General features: G+C 53.4%; 17 protein-coding genes and 1 other RNA gene. 6 read left to right on the top strand and 12 right to left on the bottom strand.

What is annotated here, in order from left to right; genetic code table 11:
- Positions 1-75 precede the first annotated feature (75 nt).
- Together trhA and yqfB are read right to left on the bottom strand one after the other, a co-directional pair.
- Positions 76-729, bottom strand: coding sequence for a PAQR family membrane homeostasis protein TrhA (gene trhA / locus OGY18_RS20070; RefSeq protein ID WP_286554162.1), 654 nt, complete (start codon positions 727-729; stop codon positions 76-78).
- A 163-nt stretch (positions 730-892) separates the two neighbouring features.
- Positions 893-1,204, bottom strand: coding sequence for a N(4)-acetylcytidine aminohydrolase (gene yqfB, locus OGY18_RS20065; RefSeq protein ID WP_079938632.1), 312 nt, complete (start codon positions 1,202-1,204; stop codon positions 893-895).
- A 52-nt stretch (positions 1,205-1,256) separates the two neighbouring features.
- On the opposite strand from yqfB, the gene OGY18_RS20060 reads away from it, so the two are divergent.
- The gene (locus OGY18_RS20060; RefSeq protein WP_008785744.1) at positions 1,257-1,985 is read left to right on the top strand and encodes a MurR/RpiR family transcriptional regulator; all 729 of its coding nucleotides are present in this window, start codon (positions 1,257-1,259) and stop codon (positions 1,983-1,985) included.
- A gap of 120 nt (positions 1,986-2,105) precedes the next feature.
- Positions 2,106-3,539, top strand: coding sequence for a 6-phospho-beta-glucosidase BglA (gene bglA, locus OGY18_RS20055; protein ID WP_286554158.1), 1,434 nt, complete (start codon positions 2,106-2,108; stop codon positions 3,537-3,539).
- 93 nt (positions 3,540-3,632) lie between these two features.
- Here bglA and OGY18_RS20050 read toward each other — a convergent pair whose 3' ends face one another.
- The 8 genes from OGY18_RS20050 to OGY18_RS20015 form a co-directional block, all read right to left on the bottom strand.
- Positions 3,633-4,376: an SDR family oxidoreductase gene (locus OGY18_RS20050; protein ID WP_286554156.1), complete on the bottom strand. Its 744-nt coding sequence runs from the start codon at positions 4,374-4,376 to the stop codon at positions 3,633-3,635.
- Positions 4,377-4,453: 77 nt separating this feature from the next.
- The gene (gene gcvP / locus OGY18_RS20045) at positions 4,454-7,327 is read right to left on the bottom strand and encodes an aminomethyl-transferring glycine dehydrogenase (RefSeq protein WP_079938637.1); all 2,874 of its coding nucleotides are present in this window, start codon (positions 7,325-7,327) and stop codon (positions 4,454-4,456) included.
- Positions 7,328-7,454: 127 nt separating this feature from the next.
- On the bottom strand, positions 7,455-7,844 hold the full coding sequence (gcvH, locus tag OGY18_RS20040) for a glycine cleavage system protein GcvH (protein ID WP_003026965.1): 390 nt from the start codon (positions 7,842-7,844) through the stop codon (positions 7,455-7,457).
- A gap of 25 nt (positions 7,845-7,869) precedes the next feature.
- Positions 7,870-8,964, bottom strand: coding sequence for a glycine cleavage system aminomethyltransferase GcvT (gene gcvT / locus OGY18_RS20035; RefSeq protein WP_003825494.1), 1,095 nt, complete (start codon positions 8,962-8,964; stop codon positions 7,870-7,872).
- Positions 8,965-9,416: 452 nt separating this feature from the next.
- The gene (gene ubiI / locus OGY18_RS20030) at positions 9,417-10,619 is read right to left on the bottom strand and encodes an FAD-dependent 2-octaprenylphenol hydroxylase (protein ID WP_191213958.1); all 1,203 of its coding nucleotides are present in this window, start codon (positions 10,617-10,619) and stop codon (positions 9,417-9,419) included.
- A 115-nt stretch (positions 10,620-10,734) separates the two neighbouring features.
- The gene (ubiH, locus tag OGY18_RS20025; protein ID WP_286554152.1) at positions 10,735-11,913 is read right to left on the bottom strand and encodes a 2-octaprenyl-6-methoxyphenyl hydroxylase; all 1,179 of its coding nucleotides are present in this window, start codon (positions 11,911-11,913) and stop codon (positions 10,735-10,737) included.
- Positions 11,910-13,235 carry a Xaa-Pro aminopeptidase gene (gene pepP / locus OGY18_RS20020; RefSeq protein WP_286554150.1) on the bottom strand — a complete coding sequence of 442 codons (1,326 nt, stop codon included), beginning with the start codon at positions 13,233-13,235 and terminating at the stop codon, positions 11,910-11,912. Before pepP ends, ubiH begins: the two co-directional genes overlap by 4 nt.
- Before the next feature lie 24 nt (positions 13,236-13,259).
- On the bottom strand, positions 13,260-13,838 hold the full coding sequence (locus OGY18_RS20015) for a YecA/YgfB family protein (RefSeq protein ID WP_003026978.1): 579 nt from the start codon (positions 13,836-13,838) through the stop codon (positions 13,260-13,262).
- 167 nt (positions 13,839-14,005) lie between these two features.
- Between OGY18_RS20015 and zapA the strand changes: the two genes are divergently transcribed.
- The 3 genes from zapA to OGY18_RS20000 all read left to right on the top strand — a co-directional run bounded on the left by zapA (position 14,006) and on the right by OGY18_RS20000 (position 15,176).
- On the top strand, positions 14,006-14,335 hold the full coding sequence (gene zapA, locus OGY18_RS20010) for a cell division protein ZapA (protein ID WP_003026980.1): 330 nt from the start codon (positions 14,006-14,008) through the stop codon (positions 14,333-14,335).
- Between the two features lie 41 nt (positions 14,336-14,376).
- Positions 14,377-14,560: non-coding RNA, 6S RNA (gene ssrS / locus OGY18_RS20005), on the top strand.
- A 19-nt stretch (positions 14,561-14,579) separates the two neighbouring features.
- A complete protein-coding gene (locus tag OGY18_RS20000; protein WP_003825482.1) occupies positions 14,580-15,176 on the top strand; it encodes a 5-formyltetrahydrofolate cyclo-ligase in 597 nt (198 codons plus the stop codon).
- 120 nt (positions 15,177-15,296) lie between these two features.
- On the opposite strand, the gene serA is transcribed toward OGY18_RS20000, so the two are convergent.
- Both serA and rpiA read right to left on the bottom strand, forming a co-directional pair.
- Positions 15,297-16,529 carry a phosphoglycerate dehydrogenase gene (serA, locus tag OGY18_RS19995; RefSeq protein WP_003825480.1) on the bottom strand — a complete coding sequence of 411 codons (1,233 nt, stop codon included), beginning with the start codon at positions 16,527-16,529 and terminating at the stop codon, positions 15,297-15,299.
- A 271-nt stretch (positions 16,530-16,800) separates the two neighbouring features.
- Entirely contained in the window at positions 16,801-17,460 is a 660-nt protein-coding gene (gene rpiA / locus OGY18_RS19990; protein WP_003825479.1) for a ribose-5-phosphate isomerase RpiA, read from the bottom strand.
- Between the two features lie 170 nt (positions 17,461-17,630).
- On the opposite strand from rpiA, the gene argP reads away from it, so the two are divergent.
- Positions 17,631-18,524, top strand: coding sequence for a DNA-binding transcriptional regulator ArgP (argP, locus tag OGY18_RS19985; protein WP_003825477.1), 894 nt, complete (start codon positions 17,631-17,633; stop codon positions 18,522-18,524).
- Positions 18,525-18,628 lie beyond the last annotated feature (104 nt).

Genomic DNA, 18,628 nt, shown 5'->3' with positions numbered 1-18,628 from the left:
GCTTGTCCGGCCTATAAAATACAGTCCGGGCGAGGCGTTTACGCCGCCCCCGGGGTTGCACTGAATCTATGCGTGTTATCCCACGTATAGATAGATCGCCAGGAAGTGGCAAACGCTGCCGCCCAGTACAAAGCCGTGCCAGATAGCATGGTTGTAAGGAATACGCTTACAGACGTAGAAAATTACGCCCAGCGAATACACCACACCGCCAACAGCCAGCAACGTCACGCCTCCCGCCGCCAACTTAACCGCCAGTTGATACACAACAATCAGCGAAAGCCAGCCCATCGTCAGGTAGGTTACCAGTGACAGAACCTTAAACCGGTGCGCAATGGTTAGTTTGAATAAAATACCGATCAGCGCCAGGCTCCAGATAACAATCATCAGCCCACGTGCCAGCGGCGAATCAAGCCCCACCAGCAGAAATGGCGTATAGGTCCCGGCAATCAGCAGATAAATCGCACAGTGGTCGAATTTTTTCAGCCAGACTTTCGCTCTCTGATGGGGGATCGCGTGATACAAAGTTGAGGCGAGAAACAGCAGGATCATGCTGCCGCCGTACAGGCTATAGCTGGTGATCGCCGTAGCGCTGGCATTGGTATCCACTGCCTGGACCAGCAATAACACCAGTCCGACAATCCCAAATACCAGCCCGATACCGTGACTGATGCTGTTGGCTATTTCCTCTGCCAGCGAATATCCCTGCGCGATTAATGGCTTCTGAACCATAACTTACTCCCGAGAAACGAACACTATCGTGATTGCTCCTCTAGCGTAACTGAGAATGGTTCCAGTGAACACCTGTTAGCTAAAATAATTACCAGATAAATATTTATCAATAAAAATCATGGCATTAGTTTTTAAATTTCAGCTAACATGCGTACCATTAAAATCAAAGACATTTAAAATCAATCACATAAAATTGCGTCTGATTCGGGTAAATCTCGGCAATCACATGTTTAAGTTCTTCAAGCGTCATGTTTTCCTGCTGGGCATGTTTATCCGTCAGCGTATCCAGCGTGACGGTTGAGGTGGCAACAACCTCAATCGTGCAGAAGTAACCGTCATCTTCGAAGCGCCCAACCCGTAAAATGTCCCCGGCTTTGAAGTGTGATTCGGACTCGTCACGAATGGTGATGGTCTTGCGTCCGGCCAGTATGTCATCCTGGAAACGCTGAAAAAAAGTGATGTCATTTGGCTGCATGTTATTATTCCCTGTAGATGAAGTCTGATGAGTGAGTTTTGCCATTGTGAGTATGTTCTCCCACGCTGCCATCGCCAGTCTCAACAATCTTGAGATGCTGGTCTATAACTATGTCATCAAAAACCGTGACAAAGTCATGTACATGACCATTCGCGAACTGGCCGATGCCGTGGGTGTTTCCACTACCACCGTACTGCGCTTTTGCCGCAAGCTTAAGTGTGAAGGTTACTCAGAATTTCGCGTGCGCTTCAAATTATATTTAGAGCAGAATGAACCGCAACAGGCTAATTTCGGTGCCAGCGAAATTATCAGCTTCTTTAAAGGCGTTAATAACGATGAGTTCGATAATCTGCTCGATCAGGCTGTTGATATTATATTATCTTCCGAACGTATTATATTCGTCGGAGCGGGAACATCCGGAGCCTTAGCCAAATATGGCGCACGTTTTTTCTCAAACGTTGGAAAATTCAGTAATCACATTGATGATCCTTATTTCCCGGTAACGAATGACATGGCCAGAAACGCGCTGGCGATCGTGCTTTCTGTTTCCGGTGAAACAGAAGAGATCCTGCGCTTTGCCAGCCAGTTCAGCCTGCATAACTGTAAGGTCCTGTCTGTCACCAGTCATGAACATTCGCGGCTGGCCAAATTGGCTGACTTTAATCTCTCCTGGCACGTTCCACAGACGCGCATTGCCGGAGTATACGATATAACCACACAGATCCCTGTTATTTATATTCTGGAGTCACTCGGCCGCAAGTTGGCGAAAAGAATAGCGTAAAAAAACAATCTGTTTTTTGGATGTAACAAATCACATTAGCGCTATTTTGTTATATCGTGACATTTATCTTTCCTTTGTTAGACTCAAAATCAGATTGTATTAATTTGAGACTGAGCGCAGATGAAAAAACTTACCTTACCAAAAGATTTTTTATGGGGTGGCGCGGTTGCGGCGCACCAGGTTGAAGGCGGCTGGAACAAAGGTGGCAAAGGCCCCAGCATTTGCGACGTACTGACCGGAGGGGCACACGGCGTTCCGCGAGAAATCACTCAGGAAGTTGAGCCCGGTAAGTACTACCCCAACCACGAGGCTGTCGATTTTTACGGTCATTACAAAGAAGACATCAAGCTATTTGCCGAGATGGGCTTCAAATGCTTCCGTACCTCAATCGCCTGGACCCGTATCTTCCCCAAAGGGGACGAAACCCAGCCGAATGAAGAAGGGCTAAAGTTCTACGACGACATGTTCGATGAACTGCTGAAGTACAACATCGAACCGGTCATCACCCTTTCCCACTTTGAAATGCCGCTGCACCTGGTTCAACAGTACGGTAGCTGGACCAATCGTAAAGTCGTCGATTTCTTTGTCCGATTTGCTGAAGTCGTTTTTGAGCGCTACAAGCACAAAGTCAAATACTGGATGACCTTTAATGAGATCAACAACCAGCGCAACTGGCGCGCACCGCTGTTTGGTTATTGCTGCTCCGGCGTGGTGTATACCGAGCATGAAAACCCGGAAGAAACCATGTACCAGGTGCTGCATCACCAGTTCGTGGCCAGTGCTCTGGCAGTGAAAGCCGCACACCGCATCAATCCGGAAATGAAAGTCGGCTGCATGTTGGCGATGGTGCCACTGTACCCGTTCTCCTGTAAGCCTGAAGATGTAATGTTCGCGCAGGAATCGATGCGTGAGCGCTACGTTTTCACCGACGTTCAACTGCGCGGCTACTATCCATCATATGTACTGAACGAGTGGGAACGCCGCGAATTCAATATCCGAATGGAAGCCGGAGATGAGCAAATCCTGCGTGAAGGCACCTGTGACTATCTCGGATTCAGTTACTACATGACCAACGCGGTAAAAGCGGAAGGCGGCAGCGGCGATGCCATTTCTGGTTTTGAGGGCAGCGTACCGAACCCGCACGTAAAAGCGTCCGACTGGGGCTGGCAGATTGATCCGGTCGGTCTGCGTTACGCCTTATGTGAACTGTATGAGCGCTATCAGAAACCGCTATTTATCGTAGAAAACGGATTTGGTGCCTACGACAAAGTGGAAGAAGACGGCAGCATCAACGACGACTATCGCATCGACTATTTGCGCGCCCACGTTGAAGAGATGATGAAAGCGGTAACCTATGATGGCGTAGACCTGATGGGCTACACGCCGTGGGGCTGCATCGACTGTGTCTCGTTCACCACCGGTCAGTACAGCAAACGTTACGGCTTTATCTACGTGAACAAACACGACGACGGCACCGGCGATATGTCGCGTTCACGCAAGAAAAGTTTTAACTGGTACAAAGAGGTGATTGCCAGCAACGGCGAGAAACTTTGATTTTTTGCCGGATGGCGGCGTAAACGCCTTATCCAGCCTACAGATTAAATTCCCGTAGGCCGGATAAGCGTAGCGCCATCCGGCGATTAAATCCTACTTCCCGCCAGCCAGTTCCAGAAAGCTTCCCGTTACGTAGGACGCCTTCTCGCTCAGCAGCCAGGTAATCGCCTGCGCGACCTCCTCCGGCTGTCCGCCGCGCTGCATAGGCAACATCGATTTCACGCGATCGACCCTTCCCGGCTCGCCGCCGGATGCGTGCATTTCAGTGTAGATAAGACCAGGTCGCACGCAGTTTACGCGGATCCCTTGCGCCGCAACCTCCAACGCAAGGCCGGTGGTGAGCGTGTCTACAGCGCCTTTTGAGGCCGCGTAATCAACATATTCGAATGGCGCACCAAGCCGCGATGCCGCCGAAGAGACATTCACAATCGCCCCGCCTTGCCCTCCGTGCTTAAACGACATGCGCTTGACCGCTTCCCGACAACACAGAAAATAGCCGGTAACATTGGTCGCCAGCACACGGTTAATTCGATCGGCAGTTAGGCTTTCTACCGTGCTTTGTTTAAACAAAATCCCGGCATTATTCACTAACGCAGACAGTGGTTCACCTTCGCGGTCAATGGATTCAAACATCGCCATAACCTGGCTTTCATCACTGATATCAGCCCGTAGAGCAAACGCCTTTCCCCCGGCAGCGGCAATGGTATTCACCACCTCCGTTGCCGCACGGATATTGTGATGAAAGTTAACCGCGACCGTGTAACCCTCTTGCGCTAACTGCAGCGCGGTTGCCCGCCCGATGCCGCGACTGCCGCCAGTAACCAGTGCGATTCCCATGGATACCTCCAGATATGAAAAAGCCGGGAGGCGACTTCGCCTTACCCGGCCTACAAAAGCTTTACTGCGCGGAAAAGTTACTGATATTCGCTCATCGGCACGCAGGAGCAGAACAGGTTACGGTCACCGTAAACGTCATCAAGGCGTTTCACGGTTGGCCAGTATTTGTTCGCCACACCTGCCGGGAAGACGGCGATTTCGCGGCTATAACCGTGATTCCACTCCGCGACCAGCTCGTTTTGCGTGTGCGGTGAGTTAACCAGCGGGTTATCTTCCAGTGACCATTCACCGGCTTTCACGCGGTCGATCTCAGCACGGATTGCCAGCATCGCATTGATAAAGCGATCCAGTTCCACTTTGCTTTCAGATTCAGTCGGTTCAACCATCAGGGTACCCGCGACCGGGAATGACATGGTCGGCGCATGGAAACCGTAATCGATCAGGCGCTTGGCAATATCCAGTTCGCTGATGCCGGTCTCTTCTTTCAGTGGGCGAATGTCGAGAATACATTCATGGGCCACGCGACCGTCGCGACCGGTATACAGTACCGGATAAGCATCTTTCAGACGGCTGGCAATGTAGTTAGCGTTAAGGATCGCCACCTGGCTTGCCTGCTTCAGACCTTCTGCACCCATCATACGGATGTACATCCAGCTGATTGGCAGAATAGATGCGCTACCGAACGGCGCCGCAGAAACTGCGCCCTGACGGGTGAGCATTCCTTCAATCTGCACTACGCTGTGACCCGGTACGAACGGCGCCAGATGTGATTTGACGCCAATCGGTCCCATACCCGGGCCGCCGCCGCCGTGCGGAATGCAGAATGTTTTATGCAGGTTGAGGTGCGAGACATCTGCGCCGATAAAGCCCGGCGTGGTGATCCCAACCTGAGCGTTCATGTTCGCGCCATCAAGGTAAACCTGGCCGCCAAACTGGTGTACAACGTCGCACACTTCACGGATCGTTTCTTCATACACGCCGTGAGTAGACGGATAGGTCACCATGATGCAGGAGAGGTTCGCAGCATGTTGTTCTGCTTTTGCTCGCAGATCGTCCAGGTCGATGTTGCCGTTCTTATCACAAGCGACAACCACAACCTGCATCCCCGCCATCTGTGCGGATGCCGGGTTGGTACCGTGGGCAGAAGCCGGGATCAGACAGATATCGCGATGGCCTTCGTTACGGCTTTCGTGATAGTGACGAATCGCCAGCAGACCCGCATACTCGCCCTGTGCGCCAGAGTTCGGCTGCATGCAGACAGCGTCATAACCGGTCAGTTTTACCAGCCACTCGGAAAGCTGGCCGATCATCTGGTGATAACCTTCTGCCTGCTCTGGCGGGCAGAACGGGTGAAGTTCAGCGAATTCCGGCCAGGTGATAGGGATCATCTCGGCGGCGGCGTTCAGCTTCATGGTGCAAGAACCCAGCGGGATCATCGCCTGGTTCAGTGCCAGATCTTTGCGCTCCAGCGAGTGCATGTAGCGCATCATCTCGGTTTCGCTGTGATAGCGATTAAACACCGGATGGCTGAGGATCGCATCGTCACGCAGCATGCTGTCCTGAATGGAACGGCTGTCGAGCGCCACGTCTTTATCCAGCGTATCGATATTCAGGCCGTGACTGTCGCCCAGCAGAACATTAAACAACTGCACCACGTTTTCACGGGTGGTGGTTTCATCGAGCGTAATACCTACCGCGTTATGGATATCGCTACGCAGGTTGATTTCTGCCGCTTCAGCACGTGCCAGAACAGCCGCTTTGTCGGTCACTTCAACACACAGAGTGTCGAAGTAGTGCGCATGGCGCAGCTTCAGTCCTTTCTGCTGCAGACCGGCCGCCAGAATATCAGTCAGGCGGTGGATGCGATTAGCGATACGTTTCAGGCCAACCGGACCATGATAAACGGCATACAAACTGGCGATGTTGGCCAGCAGAACCTGCGAGGTACAAATGTTGGAGTTCGCTTTCTCGCGGCGGATATGCTGTTCGCGAGTCTGCATCGCCATGCGCAGTGCGGTATTGCCCGCCGCATCTTTCGATACGCCGATAATACGGCCTGGCATGGAGCGTTTGAATTCGTCTTTAGCGGCGAAGAATGCCGCGTGTGGGCCACCGTAACCCATCGGTACACCGAAGCGTTGCGCAGAGCCGAAAACGATATCCGCGCCCTGTTTGCCCGGAGCAGTCAGCAGTACCAGCGCCATAAAGTCGGCCGCAACGCTAACCACAACTTTACGGGATTTCAGCTCAGCAATTAGTTTGCTGTAGTCGTGCACTTCACCGGTGGTGCCAACCTGCTGCAACAGCACGCCAAACACATCCTGGTGATCCAGCGCTTTCGCCGCATCATCAACAATGACGTCAAAACCAAAGGTTTCTGCACGGGTACGAACCACGTCCAGCGTTTGCGGATGAACATCAGCCGCCACAAAGAAACGGTTGGCATTTTTTAGTTTGCTGACGCGTTTGGCCATCGCCATGGCTTCAGCCGCCGCAGTGGCTTCATCCAGCAGAGAAGCGGAAGCCATATCCAGCCCCGTCAGGTCCAGTGTGACCTGTTGGAAGTTCAGCAGAGCTTCCAGTCGTCCCTGGGAGACTTCCGGCTGATACGGCGTATATGCGGTGTACCAGCCTGGGTTTTCCAGCATGTTACGCAGAATAACCGGTGGCAACTGCACGGCGGTGTAGCCCATGCCAATGTAGGACGTAAAGCGCTTGTTACGCCCGGCGATGGCTTTTAATTCAGCCAGCGCAGCGTATTCGGTCGCCGCCTCGCCCACCTGTGGCGGGGTTGCGAGCTGAATGTCTTTCGGCACAATCTGGCCGATCAGCGCGTTTAACGACTCGGCGCCAACCGCATTCAGCATCTCTTGCTGCTGCGCGGCGTCCGGTCCGATGTGGCGTTCAATGAAAGCGCCGCTGTTTTCAAGCTGGCTTAACGTCTGTGTCATGGGCGATGGTTCCTGAAACGTGCAGTGAATCGTGATTGTCTCTAACTCAATTGCCCGGTGGCGCTGACGCTTACCGGGCCTACATAAAACCGTAGGCCGGATAAACGCAGTGCCATCCGGCACAATCTTATTCGTCTTCCAGTAATGCCTCGTACGCAGTGGCATCCAGCAGCGATTCAATTTCGCTTTCATCGCTGGCTTTGATTTTGAAAATCCAGCCGCCTGCATACGGTTCGCTGTTGACCAGTTCCGGGGAGTCGCTGAGCGCATCGTTAACCGCAACAATCTCACCGCCTACTGGCGCATAGATATCGGATGCCGCTTTTACGGACTCCGCAACGGCGCAATCATCGCCCGCGCTGACGGTGGCGCCAACTTCTGGCAGGTCAACGAAAACCATGTCACCTAACAACTCCTGAGCGTGTTCGGTGATGCCCACGGTGTAAGAGCCGTCAGCTTCTTTGCGCAGCCATTCGTGTTCTTTGCTGTATTTCAGTTCTGCAGGTACGTTGCTCATCAATCAATCTCCAAAAAAGGATGAATTACGCGACGGCTTTGCCGTTACGCACAAAAACAGGTTTAGTCACTTTTACCGGCATTTCACGGTTACGGATCTGTACGATCGCGGTCTCACCGATACCCGCAGGGACACGCGCCAACGCGATGCTGTAACCCAGGGTTGGGGAGAATGTGCCACTGGTGATAATGCCTTCGTGCTGGTTGCCAGAAGCATCGGTGAAACGTACCGGCAGTTCATTACGCAGCACGCCCTTCTCAGTCATCACCAGTCCGACCAGCTGTTCGTGGCCTTTCTCACGCTGCATTTCCAGCGCTTCACGACCAATAAAGTCGCGGTCAGCCGGTTCCCACGCGATGGTCCAGCCCATGTTGGCCGCGAGCGGAGAAATACCTTCGTCCATCTCCTGGCCGTACAGGTTCATACCCGCTTCCAGACGCAGGGTGTCGCGCGCGCCGAGACCACAAGGTTTGACACCAGCCTGTACCAGCGCACGCCAGAAATCTGCCGCCTTTTCATTCGGCATGGCAATTTCATAGCCTGCTTCGCCGGTATAACCGGTGGTGGCGATAAACAAATCACCCGCCTGAACGCCGAAAAACGGCTTCATGCCTTCAACCGCATGACGCTGCTCGTCAGTAAACAACGTAGCTGCTTTTTCCTGCGCATTTGGACCCTGCACCGCAATCAGCGACAGGTCGTCACGAACGGTGATGTCGATGGCGTAAGGTTCAGCGTGTTGGGTAATCCAGGAGAGGTCTTTTTCGCGGGTGGCGGAGTTTACAACGAGGCGGAAGAAATCTTCAGTGAAGTAGTAGACAATCAGGTCATCTATCACGCCGCCCGAAGCGTTGAGCATCCCGGAGTAGAGGGCTTTACCCGTCTTCGTTAGCTTCGCGACGTCATTTGCCAGCAGATAACGCAAGAACTCCCGGGTGCGGCTACCGCGCAGGTCGACGATGGTCATATGCGACACATCAAACATACCGGCATCAGTGCGAACAGCATGGTGTTCATCGAGCTGAGAACCGTAATGCAGTGGCATCATCCAGCCATGGAAATCGACCATGCGCGCGCCACATAGCGTGTGTTGTTCGTACAAAGGAGTCTGTTGAGCCATCTTTTCCTCGTTGAATAAGCGGGGCTACCAACTCTTTCGCGGTGAAATTTTCGCCACGAAACCCAGCACCGCAGCCGCTCCTGGGGCTACGACGCAAACGTTCTCTTTGTCCTGAACTTACCACCGAAATAGACACTAAACCATAAGTCAAAATTAACCATCACATTAGCTTATGGCGAAAAACAGCCAGATCGCCAACAGAATAAAACTCCATGCATATAGTAATTAATCAGAATAACAAACAAAGATGAGCGCAAACTTACAGCACTAATCAACATTAAATGTGGAAAAAATGTCAAAAATGGCGTTATGAAAAAAACGCAATATTAGAAAAACTAATGCGAAAAAAGGCGTGGAATTAGATTATTTCAAATGAGAGAAGCACCCCGGCGCGCAGGCCGGGAGAGGAAAGTGTGACGGGTCTCAAACTCTTAAGATTGTCCTTACGGACACTAACGCAACCACTCGGGAAGATCGTTCAGTCCCATCGCCTGGCGGATGAGTTGTGGTTTTACGCCCGGGAGGGTATCGGCCAGTTTCAGCCCAATATCGCGTAGCAGTTTTTTCGCCGGATTCTCACCTGCAAACAGTTCACGGAAACCTTGCATCCCCGCCAGCATCAGCGCTGCGCTGTGCTTACGACTGCGTTCGTAGCGGCGTAAATAGAGATACTGACCAATATCTTTACCCTGACGCTGTAGCCGCTTAAGTTCATCGATCAGCTCCGCCGCATCCATAAAGCCAAGGTTAACCCCCTGACCCGCCAGCGGGTGGATGGTATGCGCCGCATCCCCCACCAGCGCCAGACGATGGGCCGCGAACTGGCGGGCATAGCGTCCCGTCAGCGGAAACGCCTGACGTTCGCTTTCAAGGCTGCACAGTCCCAGACGGTTATCAAAGGCGATATTCAGCGCCTGATTAAACTCGTCAACGCTTGCCTGCTGCATACGTTCTGCTTCCTGCGGCGAGAGCGACCAGACGATAGAGCACAGGTGTGGATCGCTGAGCGGCAGGAATGCCAGGATACCCTCGCCGTGAAACGCCTGACGCGCGACCGCACCGTGCGCTTCCTGCGTACGGATAGTCGCCACCAGCGCATGATGACGATAATCCCAGAAGGTGAGCGGAATATCCGCTTTGTTGCGCAGCCAGGAGTTAGCACCATCAGCACCGACGACCAGACGCGCCGTCAACATTGTGCCATCTTTCAGGCTCAGAAATGCCTCGTTCTCGCCCCAGGCTACCTGCTGTAATTCAGCGGGTGCCATCAGCGTAATATCAGGTGAACGCTGTGCCTTTTGCCACAGTGCATAATGGATTTCTGAGTTTTCAACGATGTGGCCCAAATGGCTGTAGCCCATGCTCTGGTCATCAAATGCAATGCGTCCAAAGCTGTCTTTGTCCCAGACTTCCATGCCGTGGTAGCAGCAAGCGCGACGGGCAACAATGTCGGACCAGACGCCAAGACGGGTAAGCAGTTTTTCGCTGGCTGCATTAATTGCCGATACTCGAAGCTGAGGAGGTGCATCCGCCGCCAATGGCTGCGGAACATGTTGTTCTAATACAGCAACGCGCAACCCACTGCCCTGCAGGCCGCAGGCAACCGCCAGTCCCACCATGCCGCCACCAACAATTGCTACATCAACACTTTGCACTGTTTATACCTCGAAACCTGTAATCCGTAGGCCTGATAAGCGCAGCGCCATCAGACATTTTTGCGGGGACCCTTGCCGGATGTCGGCGTTGCCTTATCCGGCCTACAGGTCATATTTATCGTGCAACCCAACCCAGGGTCCGCTCCGCCAGCGCATCGCGCGCAGGGGTGAATAATTCCATCGCCATCAGCCCGACGTTGCGCCCAACAACCAGCGGAGCCCAGCGATTGGCAAACAAATACACTAAATTGTTGGTCACACCAATCGTCGTATCACGATCGCGCTCGCGACGCTGCTGATAGCGTGCCAGCACCGCATAATCACCGATATCTTCCGCGTTGCTTTGCGCCTGCGTCAACGTCTCAGCCAGGCTCATTACATCGCGCAGGCCAAGGTTGAAACCTTGCCCGGCAATGGGATGCAGCGTCTGGGCGGCGTTCCCTACCAGCACGGTACGATGGGTAATCGCTTTCAGCGCCGTAGTTAACGAAAGCGGATAAGCGCTGCGTTTACCAGCCTGGGTAATACGTCCCAGTCGCCAGCCAAACGCGGTTTGCAGTTCACGGCAAAACTGTTCGTCGGACCAGGTCATGATCTCATCACGCTGCTCCAGTGGATGGCACCACACCAGCGAGCAGCGACCGTCAGACATTGGTAGCATTGCCAGCGGGCCATATTGCGTGAAGCGTTCAAACGCTCGCCCGTCGTGCGGTACAGAGGTCGTGACGTTGGCAATCACCGCCAGTTGTTCATAAGGCTGTTGCAGCCAGTCAACACCGCAGGCAGTCGCCAGTGCGGAACGCGTGCCGTCAGCAGCCACCAGCAGGCGACCGGTAATCATCTCGCCATTCTCCAGCGTCACTTCAACGCGATCCTGCGTGCGCGACACGCTGGCTACGCGGTCGGGGCAGTGCAATGTGACACCCGGTGCTTTGCGCAGCAGCGCAAACAGACGCAGCCCGACGTCGTGCAGTTCTACCACCTGGCCCAGAGCTGGAATACGGTATTCCTGCGCATCCAGCGTCACAAATCCGGCATGGCCGCGATCGCTGACGTGAACCGTTTTAATGGCCGTTGCGCAATCGGCAATCGCCTGCCATACGCCAATTCGCGCCAGCTGTTGGCAGGTTCCTGCCGCCAGCGCGATCGCCCGGGCGTCAAACCCGGGATGGCGGTCAGTTTCAGGTTCGCTCGCTTCTATCAGATGAACCGGCAGAGTCCCATGGCTGAGCTGAGAAATGGCCAGCGCCAGCGTCGCGCCAACCATACCACCACCAACGATAATCACACTCATTGCAGTCGCGCCGCAGCCATTAAGGCTTCAATGTCATCAGCTTTCTTCACTACGCTGGCGGTCAGGTTTTCATTGCCGTCCTCGGTGATGAGGATGTCATCCTCAATACGAATGCCGATACCACGATAAGCCGGTGGTACATCAGCATCCGGCGCGATATACAGTCCCGGTTCGACGGTGAGTACCATTCCCGGCTCAAGAATACGTGAGCGGTCCTGACCATAAACGCCGACGTCGTGCACATCCAGACCCAGCCAGTGACTTAGACCATGCATAAAGAATGGGCGGTGCGCATTTTCGGTAATCAACTGATCGACATCACCGTGCAGAATGCCAAGCTGCACCAGGCCCGTAATCATGATACGCACCACTTCGCCAGTGACTTCCTGAATGGACGTTCCGGGACGATACAGACGCAGGCTGGTCTCTAAGGATTCCAGTACGATATCGTAGATTTCACGCTGTGCTGGTGTAAATTTACCGTTTACCGGGAAGGTACGCGTAATGTCACCCGCATAGCCTTTGTATTCACAGCCAGCGTCAATCAGCACCAAATCGCCATCGCGCATTTCACTTTCATTTTCGGTGTAATGCAGGATACAGCCGTTTTCACCGCTGCCGACAATCGTGTTATAGGACGGATAACGCGCGCCATGACGGGTAAATTCATGGTGAATCTCCCCTTCTAACTGGTATTCAAACATTCCCGGACGGCATTTTTCCATCGCGCGGGTATGCGCCAGTGCGGTGATTTCTCCGGTACGACGCATGACCGCGATTTCTTCCGGTGATTTGAACAGGCGCATTTCATGCACCATCGGACGCCAGTCGATAATCGCGGCAGGCGCGTGCAGATTTTGTCTGGAGCCTTTGCGCAGTTTATCCAGCGCCGTGCACACAATCTCGTCGGCCCAGGCATACTCGCCCTGGGCGTGGTATACCGCGTCCAGACCATTGAGCAGCAAATACAGCTGTTGATTGATTTCACTGAAGGCCAGCGCCCGGTCAACGCCAAGTTTTGCCGGGGCAGCATCCTGGCCCAGACGGCGGCCAAACCAGATCTCCGCCGTCAGATCGCGAACCCGATTGAACAAAACGCTGTGGTTATGAGTGTCATCACTTTTGATCAGCACCAGCACGGCTTCAGGTTCGTTAAAACCGGTGAAGTACCAGAAATCACTGCTTTGGCGGTAAGGGTATTCACTGTCCGCGCTACGCGTCGTTTCCGGTGCGGCAAAAATCAGCGCGGCGCTGCCGGGCTGCATTTGTGCCAGTAAAGCCTGGCGACGACGCTGGAATTCTTGCTGAGATATCTCGCTCATCACACTCTCCTTTGCGTTTCGTTCTTAGTGCAGAGTCGGTTTACGGACTTCCGGCGCGGTCGGCTGCTGACGCGTAAACGTGTCATGACACAGCAAGGCGGCTACGCGCACGTATTCGATGATCTCTTCGAGCGACATTTCCAGCTCTTCCTGATCTTCGTCTTCGTCATATCCCAATTGAGCGATATTGCGCAGGTCGTCAATCGCTTCCCCGGTTTCGCCGGTCACTTTGTCGAGCTTCGGTTGCGTGACGCCAAGGCCCAGTAAAAAGTGGTTTACCCATCCCGCCAGCGCATCGGCGCGATCGAACACGCTGACGTCATCCCCTTCAGGCAGATAAAGCTGAAAAAGGAAGCCGTCGTCTTCGAGGGCATCACTGGTGGCTGAGTGCATTTTCAGCAGCGCCTGAGCCAGCTCGTGACCAAAGGCCAGACCTTCGTTCGTCAGGTCGTGCAGCAGCGGCTGCCATGAGCTGTCGTTATTTCCGCCGCAAATCATTCCGCTTATCAAGCCGTGCATTTCGGCCGGGGTTAATCCAGCCCCTTGTTGGTTCAAAAACTGGCTAACTTCGTTGTAACCAGGCATTTCGTTCTGTATAGACATAAGCATTCGTCATCAAAGGGAGGAATATTCATGGTATGCTACCACTTTGGACCCTGGTGGACCAGAAAAGGGCTTGTATCTTGATACCAGGGTAGCTATAGTGTCGCCCCTTCGCGGACCCACGGTCTGGAGACGAAGGCAGCGCAGTCAATCAGCAGGAAGGTGGCATGTCTGCACAACCCGTCGATATCCAAATATTTGGCCGTTCACTGCGAGTGAATTGCCCGCCTGAACAAAGGGATGCGTTGAATCAGGCTGCGGACGATCTCAATCAGCGATTGCAAGATCTGAAAGTTCGCACTAGAGTCACAAATACTGAGCAGTTGGTTTTCATCGCCGCGTTGAACATCAGCTATGAATTAACTCAGGAAAAAGCGAAGACGCGTGAGTACGCGGCGAGCATGGAACAACGTATTCGGATGCTACAACAGACCATCGAACAGGCGTTGCTTGATCAGGGTCGCATAACCGAAAAAACGGGCCAAAACTTTGAATAACACTTTTCGGTTTACTGTGGTAGAGTGACCGTGAAGACAAAATTTCTCTGAGATGTTTGCAAGCGGGCCAGTCCCCTGAGCCGATATTTCATACCACAAGAATGTGGCGCTCCACGGTTGGTGAGCATGCTCGGCCCGTCCGAGAAGCCTTAAAACTGTGACGACGCATTCACCTTGAACCAAGGGTTCAAGGGTTACAGCCTGCGGCGGCATCTCGGAGATTCCCTTCTACCTGGCAACAGCCATGACTTTACTTTCTGAACTCCCTTTATCTCGGCAAGAAATCCGTCAACTGATTCGGCAGCGTCGTCGTGCGCTTACTTCCGAACAGCAACGACAATACGGTCAGCAAGCCGCGACCCGAATGCTCAGTTATCCCCCTGTTGTACTCGCTCATACCGTGGCGGTATTCCTCTCGTTCGATGGCGAACTCGATACCCAGCCGCTAATAGATCAGCTGTGGCGAGCGGGCAAGCGCGTCTATCTTCCGGTTCTTCATCCCTTCAGCCCTGGCAACCTGCTGTTCCTGCACTATCATCCGCACAGCGACCTGGTAACCAATCGCTTAAAGATCCAGGAACCACGACTTGATGTACGTGACGTATTGCCGCTCTCACAACTGGATGTACTGATTACGCCGTTAGTGGCGTTTGATGAGGTCGGGCAACGCCTGGGTATGGGCGGTGGATTTTATGACCGTACGTTGCAAAACTGGCAGCAGCATAAGATCCAGCCCGTAGGCTACGCGCACGATTGTCAGCGAGTGGAAAAGCTGCCTGTCGAAGAATGGGATATCCCACTGCCTGCGGTGGTGACGCCATCCAAAATCTGGGAGTGGTAGCTTTTTTTGCCAATTGCGGCAAGGCTCGAAAACAGAATGTCTGCGTGACAGGAAGAGATTTTGAGGCCGGGAAATCAGAGGAAAGATGGGCAGGTCAACCGCCTGCCCATGTAGAGGAAATCAGTACAGCAGACGAGCGCGAATGGTTCCCGGAAGGGCTTTCATCGCCAGCAGCGCTTTCTCTGCCACATCTTCATCCGCTTCAATATCAATAACCACGTAACCTACCTGTGCGGAAGTCTGCAGATACTGCGCGGCAATGTTGACGCCCTGCTCGGCAAAAATCTGGTTCAGCGCAGTCAGTACGCCCGGACGGTTTTCGTGAATGTGCATCAGACGACGACCGCCGTGCAGCGGCAGCGAAACTTCCGGGAAGTTAACTGCAGACAGCGTAGAGCCGTTGTCGGAATACTTGGTCAGTTTCCCAGCCACTTCCAGACCGATGTTTTCCTGTGCTTCCAGCGTTGAACCACCAATGTGCGGCGTCAGGATCACGTTGTCGAAATCACACAGCGGCGAAGTGAAAGGATCGCTGTTGGTTGCCGGCTCGGTTGGGAATACGTCGATTGCTGCCCCTGCCAGGTGCTTGGTCGCTAACGCGTCGCACAGCGCAGGAATATCAACAACTGTGCCGCGTGCGGCGTTAATCAGCAGCGCGCCTGGTTTCATCAAGGCAATCTCACGCGCGCCCATCAGATTTTTGGTGGAGGCATTTTCCGGTACGTGCAAACTGACCACGTCGCTCATATTGAGCAGGTCGGAAAGATGCTGCACCTGCGTGGCGTTGCCGAGCGGGAGTTTATTTTCAATATCATAGAAATAGACGTGCATCCCCAGCGATTCCGCCAGAATGCCTAGCTGAGTACCAATGTGGCCGTAGCCGATGATCCCCAGTTTTTTGCCACGCGCTTCAAACGAGCCGGTAGCCAGTTTATTCCACACGCCGCGGTGTGCTTTGGCGTTTGCTTCGGGTACGCCGCGTAGCAGGAGCAGCAGTTCGCCAATCACCAGTTCCGCAACGGAACGCGTGTTAGAGAATGGCGCATTAAACACGGGGATCCCGCGCTTTGCCGCAGCGCTGAGATCAACCTGGTTGGTGCCGATACAGAAGCAGCCAATCGCGACCAGTTTCTCTGCGGCGTCAATCACATCTTCAGTCAGATGGGTACGGGATCGCAGGCCAATGAAGTGGGCATCACGGATGGACTCTTTCAGTTGTTCAGTGTCCAGAGCGCCTTTATGAAACTCGATGTTGGTATAACCTGCTGCACGAAGGCTTTCGAGCGCTTTTTGATGCACGCCTTCAACCAGCAGAAATTTAATCTTATCTTTCTCCAGTGATACCTTTGCCATTTCCCCGACCCTGTCTTTTTTTGTTCAAACTGATGTGTTGTGTGTGGGATTTTCATCCGTCTCTTCAACATATCAAAAAATAATATTGCGGCAATATGAACGTTTGCGTCGCCGTGCTGAAGAAATGTCATTCAGAGAGAAATGTCAGAGGAAAATACTGGCGATAACTTTTTCTTTGGAGAGATCGGCAGGACAATATTATAAACGTGACACAAGTCACCAAATTTGCCCTGCCAAAATTTTTTTAACGGGAGAAGACACTCCCGTCAGATCATTTTACGATAGTTTTCACGCCGTCTGGCGTACCGATCAGCGCGACATCCGCACCACGGTTGGCAAACAGACCGACGGTTACCACGCCCGGAATCGCATTGATGGCGTTTTCCATCGCGATGGCATCGAGGATCTCCAGACCGTGTACATCAAGGATCACGTTACCATTGTCCGTCACTACACCCTGACGGTATTCAGGACGACCGCCCAGCTTCACCAACTGGCGAGCCACAGCGCTGCGCGCCATTGGGATCACTTCAACCGGCAGCGGGAAGTTACCGAGAATATCGACTTCTTTGGACGCGTCGGCAATACAGATAAATTTCTTCGCCACGGAAGCAATAATTTTTTCACGGGTCAACGCTGCGCCGCCGCCCTTGATCATCTGCATGTGGCCGTTGATTTCATCCGCGCCGTCAACGTATACGCCGAGGCTGTCCACTTCGTTAAGATCGAACACGTGGATACCGAGGCTTTTGAGTTTTTCGGTTGAAGCGTCCGAACTGGATACCGCACCTTCAATCTGACCTTTCATTGTGCCCAGCGCATCAATAAAGTGTGCGGCTGTTGAACCTGTACCTACGCCCACAATGGTACCGGGCTGTACATACTGAAGTGCCGCCCATCCTACTGCTTTTTTCAGTTCATCCTGCGTCATGATCGTTTCGCCTGTGGTGTGAATATGGTGGGAAAATTCACGCGCATTATAGAACATTGTGCAGAAAAATGTCCCCACACCCGCTCGCAAGCGGCGGATTTCGTCTTTACCCAACCTAAATTTGTGTCATAGTGCAGAACAAGCAAAATTTTCAGGAGTGCGTCAAAGCAATGAAACGTCCGGACTACAGAACACTACAAGCACTGGATGCGGTTATTCGTGAACGAGGATTTGAGCGCGCGGCGCAAAAGCTGTGCATCACGCAATCCGCGGTTTCACAGCGCATAAAACAGCTTGAGAATATGTTCGGACAACCGCTGCTGGTGCGTACCGTACCACCACGCCCAACCGAACAGGGGCAAAAACTACTGGCGCTTTTGCGTCAGGTTGAACTGCTCGAAGACGAGTGGCTGGGTGATGAACAAACCGGTTCGACGCCGCTGCTGCTCTCACTGGCGGTGAACGCCGACAGTCTGGCGACCTGGTTGCTTCCGGCGCTGGCTCCGGTACTGGCAAATTCGCCGATTCGGCTGAACCTGCAGGTTGAGGATGAAACCCGAACTCAGGAACGTCTGCGTCGTGGTGAAGTGGTCGGTGCGGTGAGTATTCAACATCAGGCGCTGCCAAGCTGTCTGGTGGATAAACTCGGCGCGCTGGACTACCTGTTTGTTGGCTCTAAACCTTTCGCCGAGCGTTATTTCCCTAACGGCGTCACCCGCTCTGCCCTGCTGAAAGCTCCAGCGGTAGCGTTTGACCATCTTGATGATATGCACCAGGCGTTCCTGCAACAAAACTTCGACCTGCCGCCGGGCAGCGTGCCGTGCCATATCGTTAACTCGTCTGAAGCCTTTGTTCAATTGGCGCGTCAGGGAACGACCTGCTGCATGATCCCCCACTTGCAGATTGAGAAAGAACTGGAAAGCGGCGAACTTATCGACTTAACGCCGGGCCTGTTCCAGCGCCGGATGCTGTACTGGCACCGTTTTGCGCCGGAAAGCCGCATGATGCGCAACGTCACCGATGCGCTGCTGGCCTATGGTCACAACGTACTGCGTCAGGATTAAACCGCTCATAACCTCTGAGTGCCGGATGGTGGCGTAACGCCCTATCCGGCCGACAAGTCTTTTACCCTCTTTTCATGCTATTCCCGCCACGTCTTTGAAATAAA

Source organism: Citrobacter sp. Cpo142, from assembly GCF_030332425.1.
Taxonomy (GTDB): domain Bacteria; phylum Pseudomonadota; class Gammaproteobacteria; order Enterobacterales; family Enterobacteriaceae; genus Citrobacter; species Citrobacter portucalensis.
This window is presented reverse-complemented; position numbering and strand designations above follow the sequence as displayed.

Coding starts and splice junctions, on each gene's coding strand:
- trhA (WP_286554162.1), bottom strand. CDS start 729: ATGGTTCAGAAGCCATTAATCGCGCAGGGATATTCGCTGGCAGAGGAA.
- yqfB (WP_079938632.1), bottom strand. CDS start 1,204: ATGCAGCCAAATGACATCACTTTTTTTCAGCGTTTCCAGGATGACATA.
- OGY18_RS20060 (WP_008785744.1), top strand. CDS start 1,257: ATGTTCTCCCACGCTGCCATCGCCAGTCTCAACAATCTTGAGATGCTG.
- bglA (WP_286554158.1), top strand. CDS start 2,106: ATGAAAAAACTTACCTTACCAAAAGATTTTTTATGGGGTGGCGCGGTT.
- OGY18_RS20050 (WP_286554156.1), bottom strand. CDS start 4,376: ATGGGAATCGCACTGGTTACTGGCGGCAGTCGCGGCATCGGGCGGGCA.
- gcvP (WP_079938637.1), bottom strand. CDS start 7,327: ATGACACAGACGTTAAGCCAGCTTGAAAACAGCGGCGCTTTCATTGAA.
- gcvH (WP_003026965.1), bottom strand. CDS start 7,844: ATGAGCAACGTACCTGCAGAACTGAAATACAGCAAAGAACACGAATGG.
- gcvT (WP_003825494.1), bottom strand. CDS start 8,964: ATGGCTCAACAGACTCCTTTGTACGAACAACACACGCTATGTGGCGCG.
- ubiH (WP_286554152.1), bottom strand. CDS start 11,913: ATGAGTGTGATTATCGTTGGTGGTGGTATGGTTGGCGCGACGCTGGCG.
- pepP (WP_286554150.1), bottom strand. CDS start 13,235: ATGAGCGAGATATCTCAGCAAGAATTCCAGCGTCGTCGCCAGGCTTTA.
- OGY18_RS20015 (WP_003026978.1), bottom strand. CDS start 13,838: ATGTCTATACAGAACGAAATGCCTGGTTACAACGAAGTTAGCCAGTTT.
- zapA (WP_003026980.1), top strand. CDS start 14,006: ATGTCTGCACAACCCGTCGATATCCAAATATTTGGCCGTTCACTGCGA.
- OGY18_RS20000 (WP_003825482.1), top strand. CDS start 14,580: ATGACTTTACTTTCTGAACTCCCTTTATCTCGGCAAGAAATCCGTCAA.
- serA (WP_003825480.1), bottom strand. CDS start 16,529: ATGGCAAAGGTATCACTGGAGAAAGATAAGATTAAATTTCTGCTGGTT.
- rpiA (WP_003825479.1), bottom strand. CDS start 17,460: ATGACGCAGGATGAACTGAAAAAAGCAGTAGGATGGGCGGCACTTCAG.
- argP (WP_003825477.1), top strand. CDS start 17,631: ATGAAACGTCCGGACTACAGAACACTACAAGCACTGGATGCGGTTATT.